The organism is Neobacillus mesonae, assembly GCF_001636315.1.
In the GTDB taxonomy this organism is placed as follows: Bacteria; Bacillota; Bacilli; order Bacillales; family Cytobacillaceae; genus Neobacillus; species Neobacillus mesonae.
In genome coordinates, this window is sequence record NZ_KV440949.1 from 1,755,959 (window position 1) to 1,771,484 (window position 15,526).

The 15,526-nt window shown below is 40.9% G+C and carries 8 protein-coding genes; 2 read left to right on the top strand and 6 right to left on the bottom strand.

Translation table 11 applies throughout. The features are described 5' to 3' along the window. Nucleotides 1–13: 13 nt before the first annotated feature. Nucleotides 14–1,543: a spore germination protein gene (locus tag A6749_RS08605; protein ID WP_066400885.1), complete on the bottom strand. Its 1,530-nt coding sequence runs from the start codon at nt 1,541–1,543 to the stop codon at nt 14–16. Nucleotides 1,544–1,853: 310 nt separating this feature from the next. Between A6749_RS08605 and A6749_RS08610 the strand changes: the two genes are divergently transcribed. Both A6749_RS08610 and A6749_RS08615 read left to right on the top strand, forming a co-directional pair. Then, nucleotides 1,854–2,951 carry a GerAB/ArcD/ProY family transporter gene (locus tag A6749_RS08610; protein WP_161487125.1) on the top strand — a complete coding sequence of 366 codons (1,098 nt, stop codon included), beginning with the start codon at nt 1,854–1,856 and terminating at the stop codon, nt 2,949–2,951. A 14-nt stretch (nt 2,952–2,965) separates the two neighbouring features. Further along, nucleotides 2,966–3,703 carry a YqjF family protein gene (locus tag A6749_RS08615; protein ID WP_084797720.1) on the top strand — a complete coding sequence of 246 codons (738 nt, stop codon included), beginning with the start codon at nt 2,966–2,968 and terminating at the stop codon, nt 3,701–3,703. A 123-nt stretch (nt 3,704–3,826) separates the two neighbouring features. On the opposite strand, the gene A6749_RS08620 is transcribed toward A6749_RS08615, so the two are convergent. The 5 genes from A6749_RS08620 to A6749_RS08640 form a co-directional block, all read right to left on the bottom strand. Next, entirely contained in the window at nt 3,827–7,627 is a 3,801-nt protein-coding gene (locus A6749_RS08620) for an endo-alpha-N-acetylgalactosaminidase family protein (protein WP_236719638.1), read from the bottom strand. A 197-nt stretch (nt 7,628–7,824) separates the two neighbouring features. Next, nucleotides 7,825–8,661, bottom strand: a complete 837-nt coding sequence (locus A6749_RS08625) for a carbohydrate ABC transporter permease (RefSeq protein ID WP_066388098.1) — start codon at nt 8,659–8,661, stop codon at nt 7,825–7,827. A gap of 36 nt (nt 8,662–8,697) precedes the next feature. Then, nucleotides 8,698–9,579 carry a carbohydrate ABC transporter permease gene (locus A6749_RS08630; RefSeq protein WP_161487126.1) on the bottom strand — a complete coding sequence of 294 codons (882 nt, stop codon included), beginning with the start codon at nt 9,577–9,579 and terminating at the stop codon, nt 8,698–8,700. 77 nt (nt 9,580–9,656) lie between these two features. After that, nucleotides 9,657–10,955, bottom strand: coding sequence for an ABC transporter substrate-binding protein (locus A6749_RS08635; protein ID WP_066388102.1), 1,299 nt, complete (start codon nt 10,953–10,955; stop codon nt 9,657–9,659). A gap of 169 nt (nt 10,956–11,124) precedes the next feature. After that, nucleotides 11,125–15,432, bottom strand: coding sequence for a discoidin domain-containing protein (locus A6749_RS08640; RefSeq protein WP_066388103.1), 4,308 nt, complete (start codon nt 15,430–15,432; stop codon nt 11,125–11,127). Between the last annotated feature and the right edge of the window lie 94 nt (nt 15,433–15,526).

Here is a 15,526-nt window from a genome sequence, read left to right on the forward strand (position 1 = left end):
CTAATGGGCAGCTTCACTTTTTTCCATTTTCCGGCTTTGGTGATGGGGTCTGTTCGCGTATTAAATTATTTTTACCAATCAGCCGCGGACGGGAAAACATGGCCCATCGCGGAATCCGGAAAACCGCATCCTTCTGGTCGTCTTTAATAAAAGGACCAAATGGCGCCATATACGGGACCCCAAATGAGCGTAAGCTGCATAAATGAAGAATCATCGCAATTAAACCGACAATAATGCCATATAAACCGAAAGAGGCAGCAAGGGCCATGAACGGAAAGCGCAGCATTCGTATGGAAATCGCCAATTCATAATTACTGACAATAAAACTGGAAATGGCGGTAATCGCCACGACGATGACCATTGCAGCGGAGGCAAAGCCAGCATCGACGGCGGCTGTTCCAACGACCAAAGTACCGACAATAGAAACAGCCTGACCAATCGCACGCGGCATTCGCAGTCCAGCCTCCCTTAATATTTCAAAGGTGACCTCCATTGTTATTGCTTCGACAAAGGCCGGAAATGGCACACCCTCCCTTTGAGAAGCAAGAGTAATAAGTAATAGCGTCGGCAGCATTTCCTGGTGGAAGGTGGTGATAGCGATATATAATGACGGAGCCAATAGGGCGATAAAAAAACCAACATATCTCAGGAATCGAAGCAGTGTGGTAATGTCCGCTCTGTTGTAATAATCCTCAGGTGACTGCAAAAACTGTGGAAACACAACTGGTACGGTCATTACAAATGGGGTGCCGTCAACAAAAATAGCGACACGGCCTTCTAACAAATCGGCCGCGATGGCATCCGGCCGTTCTGTATGATACATCGTAGGAAAAGGCGTCCAGGTTTTATCCTGAATCAACTCCTCAATATAGCCTGATTCTAAAATACTGTCGATGTCAATAGCATCTAGGCGGCGGCGGACCTCTTCTACGATTTTATCATTGGCAATGCCTTTAATATACATGATAGAAACATTCGTATTCGTGACTTTGCCAATTTTCTTCGATTCAATCCAAAGGTTAGGATCTTTAATTTTCTTACGTAATAATGACGTATTAACACGCAGATTTTCCGTAAATCCCTCACGAGGACCTCTAATTGTCGTTTCAGTCGTCGGTTCTTCAACAGACCGTTCTTTAGCCCCTTTCATCTCAATGGCAAAGCCCTCTGTATAGCCTTCAAATAAGAGAATCACTTTTGCCGATAGCAGGGATTCAATTAAGCCCGCAAAGTCCGCGATATCATGAATATCGCCTACCGTTAACACCATTTCTTTTAAGTATTGTAATAGTGTTAAACCAGTTAGCCCTTGTGCTGCTTCAATATCCGTCGTACGTAAATTAAGCATTAACGATTCCATAATAAAGTTATGGTTTGCCCCGCAATCAATCAAGCCATCAATATAAAGGAGACAGCCCTTGACCCTCCCCTCTTTTCCCAGCCTGATCTCTCGTACGATGATGTCATCGCTATTTCCCAGCGTTTCTTTTACCTTAGAAATGTTTCCGTGGATACTGGCGAGAATTTTTGTATTAGAACTCATTTTTGGTGGACTTTTCAGTGAATTCTGGTGCTGAGCTTTTTTCTGCAAATCCTCCCATTTTGCTTTTAGCGCCTGCTTACTTTTACTTTTAAAAAGGTTCAATCCGGGATCCCTCTTATTCCTCCATATTTGGGGTTATTATTTCCACTTTAAGGACCTATATCCCTATATTGTGGAACAAATTGGGTTTATTGTGATTTAGGCAGGGGCTTGGATTTCGTATAGCGTTGGATTAGGTTTAAGGAAATAGGTAAATGTTAAAAATAGGGAGTATGGAAAGCAGTGTATGAGCGGAAGGGTATTATCATATATGAACAAAATAAAGATTGATCAAAAGCAAATGTTTTCTCTCATGTTTTTATTTGTATTAAGTGCCATTGTGACTTCTTTGACACCGAATGCCGGGCAGGATTCATGGATTTCCATTTTCATTGGAATGCTGGGCAGCCTTTGTCTTTATCTTTTTATATTTTGTCAGATATTCAATCACTACCCTGAGCTTCCTTTAACAGGAATCTTAGTAAAAGTTTTTAGTAAATATATTGGCATTCCTTTATCACTAGTTTATCTTTGCTATTTTGTTTATATAACTGCTATTGCCACACGTCATTTAGCCGATACCATTACCACCCATATTTTATCGGAAACACCTATTGCCGTTGTTTGTTTCCTCATGATTCTGCTGATTGTGTACGGCTGCTATTTAGGGTTTGAAGTGCTTGGCAGAACAGCGGAAATATTGTTAATTTGGATGGTTATATTCGGCTTAACCGGAAATTTAAGTGTTATTGCTTCCGGTATCATTAAATGGAAGAATCTTCAGCCTGTTCTCGAGAATGGCTGGCTGCCCGTCCTGAAAGATGCCTTCCTAGTGTCCTTCTCCTTTCCTATGGGAGAGATTTTTCTATTTTTGATGTTCCTCCCTTACCTTAATAGGCCGGAATCAGCTAGAAAAGCTGGCTCGGCCGCTTTAGTCCTGAGCGGTTTAAGTCTTAGCTGGACGTTCATGCTAATCATTACCGTTATCGGCCCTTCAGGAGCAGAAGCTGCCGATATTCCGCTTCTCAATATGGTTGAAAAAATCAATGTCGGAAATTTTATTCAGCGCATGGACTCCATTGTGGTCGGGACATTTGTGTTAGGGTTTTTTATAAAAATCAGCTTGTATTTTTATGCTATCGTATTGGGAGTAACTGATGTGTTTAAAATAAAAAATTATCGGCGGATGATTATTCCCGCAGCCTCCTTTGTCTTTATTACTACTTTCTTTATAGGAGAATACAAAGAAGAATATGGAAGGTTTAGACAAGAAATATTCCCATATATAGTAGAACTACCGCTTATTATTGGGATCCCGCTGCTATTACTTTTTTTAATTTGGGTACGTAAGAGGTTTAGAAAAAAATGAAGGAGGATTTTTTCATGATTTTCCCGCAGCAGCTTTCTTCGATAACAAATAAATGGATCATGAAGCAATCATGGAAAAATCTTTTATTTGCCCATTGGCCGGTACCGGTGGAGTCGGTTCGCCCGTTTGTCCCTGAACAATTGGAGATTGATACGTTTGAACGGTACGCCTGGCTCGGGATTGTAGTGTTTGTGATGGATGGGATTTACCTTCGCGGGCTGCCGCGGCTGCCGTTGTTCGCCAAGTTTCCGGAGATCAATGTCCGGACGTATGTCAGGTATGGCGGTCAGTCGGGCGTTTACTTTCTTTCTCTTGATGCTCCGCACTGGGTTACTTATACTGTGGCAAAGAAATGGTACAGACTTCCTTATTATTATTCACAGATTATGTCTTTTCAAGATCATCTTGGAGGGTACTATTACAATAGTCTGCGAAATGATCGGAATAGTGCTTTTTCCGTCCAGTTCAACGGGAATTTCATGGCTTCTCCGGGGGTTTACTTTGCCGGCAAGGAAACCTTTGAATACTGGTTGACCGAGCGCTACCGCCTTTTCAGTGTTGACGCCCGTCAGCAAATCTATAGTGCCGAGATTGACCATCACCCTTGGCCCTTGCAAAAAGCCGAAGCAGAAATTCAGCAAAACACCATGACTCATCCCTTTAACATCCAACTCCCGCAAACACAGCCCATCCTCCTCTATTCAGAAGGAGTTAATTCGATAATCTCCAACATAAAAAGGATGGGTGAGTAAGACATCATGAGACATGGGGACGGTTCTTGTGCATCATCTTTTGAGGACGTCTAGAAATGTGCTGGGGGCGATTCTAGTGAATCGCCCCCCAATGAGACAGTAGAACCGTCTCCATGCATCATACTAATCTAAACGTTCGATACGCAGGTTGTCGAGGATGAATGTTCCAGCCCCAGTGTCTCCGTTGAGAGTTGTTCCGTCACTAAAGATCCCAATGTAGGTTTGGCCGTTTTCTGAACCGGTAATCGTAAATTCCGCCGTCTTGGTTTCGGTGGAAGCCGAAAGTTTGTCATTTAAACGTAAGCCTTGGGCAGCCCCTATGTCACGGACATCAATTTCCTGGTCACCAGAGATAAAGCGATAGGAATTGGCCGTTGTTTGATAATCAAACGACACCTTATACGATACTCCTGGTTCAAAGTGGAAGTGCTGCGGAATAGTACGGTACACTAACCCTTTGTTTCCGGTATTTACTTTCACAGACCAGTTTCCAGCAATTACATCATCGACTAACTTTTTACCAGCCCATCCTTTTTGTGTGTACGGAGCATGCAATTCAGACAAGTGAATTCTGTTGTCTTCTACCCCTTCCGTATTTCCAATCACAAATGGGTAAATTCCTTGAACGACAGATTCAAAATCCTGTTCAAAGATCTTTGATGAAGCTTGATTGTGCAAGGATTTTTGGACAATCCGAATATCATCAAATTTCGTATTTCCTTCCCCGGCATCACGGCTAAGAAATAGCTCGGCCTTCTTAGAGGCAGCCGTAAAACTTACTTGCATTCTTTGCATTTTGCTATTGTAACCATCATTGGAAGCGTGTGAATCTGCTTTAACATAGTTCTTTTGCAGGCTCCGCAGCACGTAGCTGCTAACTTCCTTCCCATCTTCGACAGCTACTTTTATTTCTGCCTTTTCATCACTATTATTTTGCACATAAACCTCCGCCACATAATCCTTCCCTGGCACAAGGTCAGTGATGACGCGTGAAACGGATGTGTTTTCTGATGGACTGTCAATATTTAAGTAATAATCTCCGCTGCTTAAGTTACGCGCATCGCCTGTTTGATTCGTTCTGACAACCGTGACGCTGTTTTTATCACCGGCAACCTTAGTATGTGGATCTTTGACCGTTCCCGAATTAAAGCCAGTGTCATAAACATGTGCAGCCTTGCTCCAATCGTCAATCTGTAACCCCTTCTCCTTCTTGTCCGGGATGACAATATAAGGAGTTGCGGCCTCGGCGTTTAATGTAATCTGATTATTAACGACCTTGACTTTCTTCACATCTTGGCGGCCTTGATCCGTTAATTTATACACATAAACCTTTTGATTCGGACCAACAAATCCTTCCGGAAGTGTCCAAGTTGTAGTACCGCCTTTTAAATTCCAGTGATACATTTTTTCTGCTTTAGGAGTTGGGTTTTTAAAGTCCTGCTCCACCCAAGGAAGCAGATAAGCATGTTCATCAAGAACAACATTTCCATTCAGTGTGATCACACGTTCTCTGGAATTGTCCTTCCTTTTAACTGCCACTACATCACCATTGCTTGGATCGGCCAATTTAATCTCTTTTTCCAAGTTGGTTTTCGTTTTGTCACCCTCGATAGTCTTCCAATTTGTTACATAATATTTTTGTAAAAATTTTGTCGGTACATTTGTATCAAACGTCTTCCTAATAAAATGGTCAAAATTCTTATCAGACTGCCAGCCTTCGAAGCCGGCTAATTCAAATCCGCCAAGCAATGGATGGTCCGCCGTTCCACCCGCCTCAGGCCAATTCAATACCCAAGAATCCTTTTGGTGGTTGCTGATAAAGCGCAGGACCTCGGAATTGATACCCTTGTTGGCAGGTCCGCCGTAATTCTTATCCGTAGCCCAGTGCTGCCATGTGGAATAATTAGCCACTGACGTACCGAACTCTGTTGTGAGACGCCAGCCGCGGTCATGAAACTGCTCAGAAATGCGGTCGGATTCCCATTGGTCCTGATACCATACGTCTAGATAAATAAAGTCAAGCCCAGGTGCAGCCGCCTTTAATTCATCCAGCCTTTTGGCACGTGTTCCAGAGTACAAATCCTTTAGTTTATTAATCGTATATGACTGATCAAGCCAGCCCCACCCTCTTGAATTTGGGCCGTCAATAAAATCATCATTAAATGCCTTCGCTTCTGGGTACGTTTCTTGGGCATTAATATGGACGCCGAATTCCGTGTTATACTTATGGCCTTCCTCAATCAATGTTTTTAAATCGGCTTCGCCGCCCATCCGCTCCCCGACATTACCGTAATCCGGATGTGCACTATCATGCCCTTCATTTCCATAGCCTTTTAACAGTACGGCTTGACCTACACCATCTGTTGCCAGGGAAACCTTCTTCACATTGTCCAAAGTTTTTAGGAACGGCTGCTGTACCTGAGAGCCGAAATTCATAACAATCCGTGTTCCTACAAGATTATTTACGTTATCCGAGCCTGGAATGTCTTGCATAATGTCACGGTAAGCAATCGCACCGTCCTGCCAATCCACCTGATCATCTCTATTCAAGTCCTCGGCGATGGTAATTTTAATCGTCGGTTTCGATTGTGGGTTCGGCATAAATTCTCTGTGGTAATAAAGCAGACTGGAACCAATGCCAAGAGCTTTCGAACCGTCTTCATTCTGATAACGGGAAGCCACCAAGTTTCCATAACCATTGACCTCGGAGCTAGACCAGACACCGGCACTTAGCTGGTCTGTTGACAGGAATGCTGTATAGTACCGTGAAGATGTTCCAATGCCTCCCATAGAGGAATCGACCCGTACATCGGTATCTCCCGGTTTTGTCACATCACTGCTGAGGTTCGTTAATTTGGCCTTCGCGTTGGTTTGGGCTGAATTGACTGAGATGAGGTTAAGGTCAGCAAATTCAATTGTTTCAATTTTTGCCTTATCGGCATTTTTAATTTCATCAAATGTATAAACTACTTTATTTTTCTCAACCCTTAAGGTCAGTTTAAAAACTGCATTTATTCCTTCATCTTGATCAACAACTTTTAAGGTGTACAAGGCTTCGCTTTTGCTTAGCTTTTTAAAACTAACTTCCGGATAATAAAGATTGCCGTTTACTTTTAGTCCGTAAACTGGTGTTTTTTGACCATCCATAATCTTGTTGCCTACACGGTATTCAATAACGCGCGGGAATACTTGGTCAATAGCAACATCCATATAATCCGAGCTGATTGTGTCTTCAACTGGTGGTGTATTGGGTGCCTTAGATGGTTCCGTTTCTTTTATCTTGATGTTGGAGATCGTAATGTTTGCTGCGCCACGGCTTTTTTCGAATCCTAGTAATCCGGCTTTGTCGACACCACCTGACAATGTCCAGGAATTTACCTTTTTATCATTGATATACAAGGTGGCAACATCATCGGTGAATTTGAGGCGTAAATGATAGGTTTTATATGCTTCTAATGGTACGTCTGATGTCATTGACGTCCACGTATTCGTCGGACCAAAGATTTCGCCAAAATATTGATTGTTCGTATCACCTGTTCCCACATATGTGTAAGCTGATGGATCTTGAACGCGGTAAATAAGCCCGAAGCGGTTCATGGCGCTGGTCTCCGGGGCGATATCCGCTTCAAAAATCCCGTTCTTTATCGGTTTCATTTGATTGTAGATAATACGGTTCTTTTGCGTCGAAGTAACCTTGAAGGTAGCGGAACCATCTTCATTATAAGTAACAGTTCCATCGCCGGAAATGACTTTAAAATCTCCTTCCTCCAGCTGGTGATCGGTGATGTCGACTGGTTCACCCTCATTCTTTGTCACTTCCGCTGTGGCATGTAATGGCGGGGTGAACCCTGTTAAAAACATAGGCAAAAACAACACAAAAGCCATCAGAGTACTCGTAACCCTTTTGAAAAACTTATTTCTCAATTCTTCTCCCCCTTTTAATATTTTAAAGGCGTCAAATACCGCCCTCTCGTAATCTAGCTTACTTTCATGAGAACGCTTCCTCAATAAAGATATTGTCCAAATTTTTAGATATATTGTTTTTTAGTGAGTTGCATAAAAAAACGAACAGTAACTTCAACTGTTCGCATTTTAAGAATTAACCAATTATGTCTTTATTGTTATTTTCCACTTCCGGCCGTCATCCCTTCAATAATTTTATCTGACAACCATAAATAGAAAATAAGGATTGGAAAAATAATAATTACGACTCCTGCGAATAAACTTACCCAATCAGAATTATATTGCATCGATTGATAAAATTGGTATAACCCGACGGACAGTGTGTATTTTTCATTTACATTCATATATGCTTTTGCAAGTAAAAACTCATTCCATAATCCAACGGCATTTAAAATCATTACCGTAACCAATCCAGGACGAGCCATAGGAAGCATCACCCTCCAAAAAATGGCGTTTTCACTTGCCCCATCTATGATTGCTGCTTCCTCCACATCCGAAGGTAAACTTTGAAAAAAGCCAGTCAGTATGAAGATTGTAAACGGCAGAGACAACGCAATATAAACAATGATCAAGCCGATAAATGAATTTATTAATCCAATTTTTATTAGCAGTAAATAAATAGGGATTAATACCGCTTGATATGGAATACCAATTCCGATTACAAAAGCATTCGTTAAAAACTCCTTTCCAATAAAGTTATACCTAGATAAAACGTAAGCAGCAGGAGCACTTACCAAGACAATCCCTAGTACACTTAATGTAACGACTAATAAACTATTAAAAAAATAGGAAGCAAGATCAGACTGCACCCAAGCAGTAAAATAATTACCCCATTGAAGTGAGTCTGGGAGGCTCCAAAATCCTTCAAATAACTCACGATTTGTTTTGAGGGAGGCTAAAACAATCCAACCTATTATAAATAAAATAAATAACGTCCATACATATAAAAATGTTTTTCCAAGTGCTGACCACACACTACGTACGTTTAATTTCACTTGACCTAGCCCCTTTCCGTCTTAGCCCCAATAGTTCTAAAGCTCATACACTTCACGTTTGAATAACTTTCTTCCCGTCACAACAAATAATAAGACAACAAAGATCATTGTTACGGCAATTGCACTTGAGTATCCTAATTGATAAATAGGTGTCCGCTGACCGAACCCAAGAATAAATTGATACATTGCAGTATTCCACATCCTTGTCGGCGGCTCTGCTCCACCAAATGCAAACAAGAAATCGAATAAACGAATGGCATTGATTCCCCACAGGATGATCGCAATTGACATAACATCCCATATTAATGGAAGGGTGATTTTTGTAAAAATTTTGAATGTAGATGCGCCCTCTACTCGAGCAGCCTCAAAAATCGTGTTCGGAATTTTATCCACTCCGGCTAAAAGAATAATGGCATAAAATCCAGTACTGTACCAAATTATGGCTATTAATGCCGACATCATTATGCTGTTTGGACCTGTCCAGTTAACCGGGTTCAGTCCTATCGAAGTTAAAATCGAATTAAAAAAGCCAATATCAAAACGGTACAAATAATTCCAAACCACTGCCAAGGCAATAGGTGCAATGATTTGCGGGAAAAAGATAATTGCCCGAATTGCCTTTTTCGCAACTACCCCTTGGCTCATTAGTGCTGTAAACAAAAAACCAATGAGAAAAACAAAAATTCCGCCAACAAATAAAATAAGTATCATATTAAAAAAAGACTGCCAATAGATAGGATCAACCATTAATTTTTCGTAGTTTTTCAATCCTACAAATTTCATATCGTCCGTAAAACCGCTCCACTCATTGAAGCTGATCCAAATACCATAGATTGCGGGACCTATAAAAAAAATGAGATAAAGGCTAACTGCCGGAATCAAATAGGGTATAGTAAGCTTTTTCCTTCCAGCCTTCACATTTCCTCCTCCTTTTCCAATGCCTGGTTTTTCAAAGAAAGCAGGAGAACACCCGCTCCTCCTGCTTTTACACATTTTTATTTCTTGCTCCAGAATTCTTTTGATTGTTTTGCCAGTTGTTGAATAAACTCTTCTGCTTTTATTTCACCAAATATTAACTTATCATCAAGCGGTAAGAATACGGTTTTCCACCAATCCGGATATTCTGCCTGTAAACCATCGTACTCCTTATGGAAGGTTGAAGCATTTACAACAATATCCCTAAAATCAGCCAAAGCCTCTGGTGCATCTAAATCTTTTCTTGTGCTAATATTTTTTGTATCTTTTACAATACCTTCCTGATATTTCTTCTGCATGGCAAAGGCTAAGAAATCCTGTACTGCTTTTTTATTAGCGCCTTTTGGAGCAGCCCATCCAATCAGATAGAGTTCAGCCTGGTCAGCCCCGCCTTTTCCACCGGCAACTTCCGGGAAGGGAAAAGCTTTATAGACAAAATCCTTTGAAGAATATTCCGCGGTTTCACTTGACAACCAGCTTCCAACTAAAATCATCGCGGATTTCCCGCTGGCCCATGCTGTTTGGGCGGCAGGGTACTGACTTCCTTTATATCCATCTGCAAAGAATTGGTTATCGACCAACTCCTGAACCTTTTTGGCTGCTTCCAGGTATCCTGGCTGGGACCAAGTTTCACCTGTCTTATCTCCAGCTGCTTCTACTAGAGCACCCGAGCCCATCAGTCGCTCTACCAACCAATAATAGTAATAGGCGTTATAAAAATCTATATTCCCATCTTGGGCAAGTGGAGCCAACCCTTTACTCTTAAACGTCTTATTTACCTCTACAAATTCATCCCAAGTGGCAGGTGGTGTTACTCCATATTCCTTGAAGAGGCTTTCATTATAGTGAAAACCAGAGCTTATGATTTCATATGGAATAAAATAAGTGTTTTCACCTTGTTGATAGAATGGTAGTACTTTATCTAAAAAAACATCTTGAAACACTGTACCTTCATTTGGAATTTTCATTGAGAGTAGGTCATTTAATGGTTCTGCTAACTTGTTTTTAATTAATGCACCTTCAACCTCTGCCCCCGATTGTTCTGTGAGATCAGGCGCATCCCCGCTTAAAGCTGCGTTTCTTACTTTAGACATAACTTCACGGCCCATCCATTGTACCTCTACTTTTACATCTGGATTAGCTTCTTCAAAGGAATCAATAATTTTTTGAATGACAACCTGCTGCGGTTCCCCTTTGTTCCACATAGACCAATACTTAATCGTGGTTTTACCAGAAGAAGCCTTATCGCTACTGCATGCAGCAAGTAATAATACAGCAACTAACAGAATTGAAATAGCACTGATTACCTTTTTCCTCACATAATTTCCCCCTCGTGTTTTTCTGAAAAATTAATTAATATAAATTATTCTAACAATTCAAATATACACCAAATGGGTTGATGGGTCAACAGCATGAGTGTAGGTAATGATAAAAGAGATCAAACTTTTTGTGATCCCTTTTATCTCTTGTACCCTAGTGGATAAACGGTTAGTTGCGTCCCTTTTGCTCCAGTTTAGAAAGTATTACCTCATAGTCTTGAGTAAAATCAGAAACAGCTTCATCGATTACCGTCTGCGATGAATTTGGATTTTCGTATACATTTACAATTTTGTCTTTCAACCCATTAAATCCTGAGCTTTCTAAGCTTTGTTTTGTATAGTGATTTACATCCAACAGATAAATTTCTTCATAAGCAGCCGCTAATTTTGAAAAATCAGAAGTTCCTTCCATATTCTTAAACAGTTTTATTTCAGCAGCGGATGCAAAGGTATTAGCCGGGCTGCCATATGTTTCAGTGATATACAAACGATAAAACTTAGCTTTAATCGGTTTGTCAAACTTAATCAATGTGCTTCCGCCATTGTCCATTTCACCAGAATTGACTGTTTTCCAAGTGCCTTCCTCATTCATATCAGACACCTGTAATTCGTACTTTTTCACATTACCGTTGCCGTTTCTGCTTACATACTCATATGCATCGACAGGGGCAGCCTCCGGCATTTCAATGGTCAACCAATGTGGCGGCTTAGTCATGCCTCCATTGTATTGTGTATGCCACCAAGTAGATGTTTTTCCATCTAGTACATTTGCAGCAGGCCCCTCGTACGCACCCGCCTGTTTCTCCTCTGAATCTGCAAATGCTTTATATCCCGTTCTGTCCAATTCCTTATATCCAGGCTTTAAATTCAGATCTTCATAGGATTTTTTTGCCTCATCATACGCGACTGCTTCATTTTTAATTTCTATATCTGCAATCTGTATAGTTGTTTTCTTACTGCCGAGCGTAATTTTTCCATTTGGCAATTTGAATGGATCTTTTACGTATTTTGATGAGATGAGTTCTCCATCCAAGTAGAGCTTAATCATCCCATTTGCTTCTCTTACGGCTTTTACATCATGAAGGTTTCCATCGTCAACTTTCCCCTTGACCGTTTGGGTGGTTGTGGTCGGTTTGTATTCCTTCGTTCCAAAAGTTCCACTTGCCTTTTCAGCAACAGTCGTTACCATCGCCTTAGAATTGACAACGTCCTCTCCCACAGTGAAGTTGAGATATCCTTTTTTGTCAATCGCGATAGAGTACGCACCTTCCTGGTTTAAAATTAACTGGTCATTGCCTGAAGAACGGAACTTAAATGAGATGGAAAAGTCGTCTTTCCCTACTAATGAAATCTGTTTCTTGAATGAATATTCTTTACCATCAATCCCGTACAAATTTATATTTGGTTTTTCAAAATGAACAGTCTGTAACTTTTGCCCATCGACAATATCCGTTTTCTCAAACAGCTTTGCTGCATAGCCATCTGGATACCCATGGAATTTCTGCTTGATGTCAGCGGAAGTGCCCCAAATATTTTCGATGTTGATGTCTATTTGATTTTCTTTTTCAATCTTTTTGGAAGTGGTCAGCTCTACTGTTCGGTAATCCTCTAAAACAACGGCCTTCGTAGGCTTCCCATTTACTGTGATAGCCGGATTTTGAATTCTCTGATCAAATTTTACCTTCACGGTATTTTCATTTGTATTCTTCACAGAGATTGCCTTGGCAGGTGGCTCTGTCTTGCTGGTAAACTGGTAAATTCTTGACTCATGAGGCGCTAATGTCACCGTTAGTGTATCCCCATAGCTCATATTCTCCACTTTCGTTTCATCAACCCTCGGTAAAATCTGAGTCATCTTTGCGTTTTTCAAATCAGTTGGAACACCTACTATGTTATCTAAGGTCAGCGAATAGCTCTGTTCTTTATTGCCCGCATTTCTAAATGAAACAATTCCTTCGCCGCCGTTCCAGGCTGAATAACCATAGACACCGCCCTGATCCGGACGCTTCCCGAATAGTTTTGCTTTTTCAAGAGTCTTCGAATTGCTTTCAGCCCACTCTAAAACATCAGCTGTTATTCTCCACTTGGCATCATTCATAATGCTCGGTGAAAAATATAATTCCCAGAATGCCGTTCCTCTTGTTGCGTTGATCATCAAGTAATTTCTAAAATCATCGTCGGTAAATTTAATACCTGCGGAAACTCCGTAAATTGGATCATGATTATACACATTTTTCAACGGGAACTGCAGATCATTTTTCTTAAAAATATTAAAGTAAACATTGTCTCTGTATGACATCATTTGTTCTGCCTGTGTTCCGCCGTAAGTGCTCAAAAATCCATTGTCGCCCGAGTCTTGAATCCAGATTGTATTCGCCCACTGCAGCAGCCACGGACTTGGGTTGACATAACAGGTCAGGTTTAAAAATAAACTTCTGCCTTTTTCTTCCCTTTCCTGTCTCATGGCTTTAAAGGTATCAATCCATGTCTCCCAGAGGTCAGATGTATAATACATATTGTGGTCGCCGCCAACCATGTGCTGATTGTCTGGATCGGTTGAAGGTCTTAGAGCAAATCCATCCAGCTTCCAATATTCAATATCAAATCTGTTTTGATAATCCAAGAAAAGCTTTGTCAGATTGTTTACATATGTCTTGGAGCCCACATCCACGCTTTTCCAATAATCGTTGGTCACATGACCTGTGCCATTTTTTTCAAGAAATTCGGCAAACCCGCCAAAGTAATTGTAGCCGCCTTGAGGGCCAAGCCACAGTCCAAACGTTGAAGCAAATTTCTTTGCCATATCACTGGCTGGGTATAATTCATTAGGGAATTTGTTGTTGAATTCCCAGAATCCCGTTTTGTTATCATATGGCGATTTCGTTTCCTGTCCAGCGGAATTAACAGTTTCATAGGCATTCCAGCCATCATCCACAACATAGGAATCCAAAGGCTCTACGCCATTTTTGCTCAGTTCTTTTTCCGTTCCATAGAACGAGTTGGCAATACTCTCATCTGTAATGTCCAGCATGTTGTCATACCATGAATTGTATTGCTTTCGGAATTCCGTCTTTGTAGAGATATCATTAATATAGGCGAAAAAGTCCGTTTGAACGACATCCTTATCCGTTCCGTCCGCAGCTCCCATGACGCTATTCCAAGTCGTAAAGCTTCCATCCGCATTGAGCTGTTTGTCTTCCGCCAGCTTTTTGAAATTTTTCCCTGAGTAATACCGCACCTGCATCTTATTATTCACTACATCTGTGTCAGAGGCAGGAAATTCTGATCCAAAGAACATTCCATTTGCATAAATCGGCTGACCCAATACTAGCTCATACTTTCCAATCCACATGGATGAAATATCTTTTAGCGGCGGGTGATGAAAAAGTCCCTCCACATTATTAGGCAATACGAATTGATCCACATCGATAAAGTCGATGGCAATATCTTTATTTGACGATTTGATTTCCAAGTTACTTCTTAAATACGGGGCGCTATCTTCTACAAATACATTGTATTTAATGTTCCATACCGAGTTATATTTTTCATAATCCTCAAACACAAATTGAACTCGCTTCCCCGTTTTGTATTCTTCTTCCTTTACTTGTTTAATTGTTAATTCACTTGCTTTCATCGTGTTCTTATCGGGTTCACTGTTATCCTGTGGAGTGCGTTTAAATGTATCCTCAAACAAGTAAATCTCAGCTCCGGTAAACGAAATATCATCAGAAAGTGCACCGCTAAGCTGAACAATCTTAACGTATCTTGCTGTTTTCGCCTCAGTTAAATTGCCATAGACCATATCTCCCACATTGTAGAGATTACCTGCTTTATGCAAGTTATAGTCTTTAGATGAAAATTCACCGGTGCCGGCATCTGTCCAATTTTCACCGTCACTGGAAACCTTAATTTCATATTTTCCTAGTGTTCCATTGATTCCGTATGCCTGGTCTTGGTACCCCGGCCGTTTTTGATAACCGAACGATCCAATAGTTCTTTCTTCCTTTAAGTCAATAACTACTTCATATGGCCAGGCCTTTTTTCCATCATAAAAGTCTATATACGTGCTGTCATCGCCATCAAGCATTGTTGCACCATCTTTAGATTTGCCTGAAGAGTCTGATACCGTTGCCGTCCAATTCTTTCTATCAATCTGAGATTGAGGTTTTTGTGTGTCAGGATCTTCAGGTGTTTGCTTCTCGGGGACCAAATGAATTGTAAAATCCTCAGAACCTTCTTTAGGAACTAAGTCCTTTCCAATTCTTTTGTTAGTGACTGCTTTTGTCTTCAACTTAGAATCGGACACATCGATAACCCTTGTGATAGAATTATTTCCAATTTCTACTGTGTCCTTTGCTATGTTTATAAAGCTTGGCTCAGCAGCTGAAACTTTTGTTGAACTTGAGTGACTGCCAATTGGAAGTGTAACACTTAGCGCAACGGCAGTAGATAAGAACATCGAAAGCATCTTTTTCATATATACTAATTTCCCCTCCAATCATAATAATGAATGGGAGGTTAGGGTTAACAGGTTAACCCTAACCTCCTAAAAGTAATAAGAGGCTTTTATT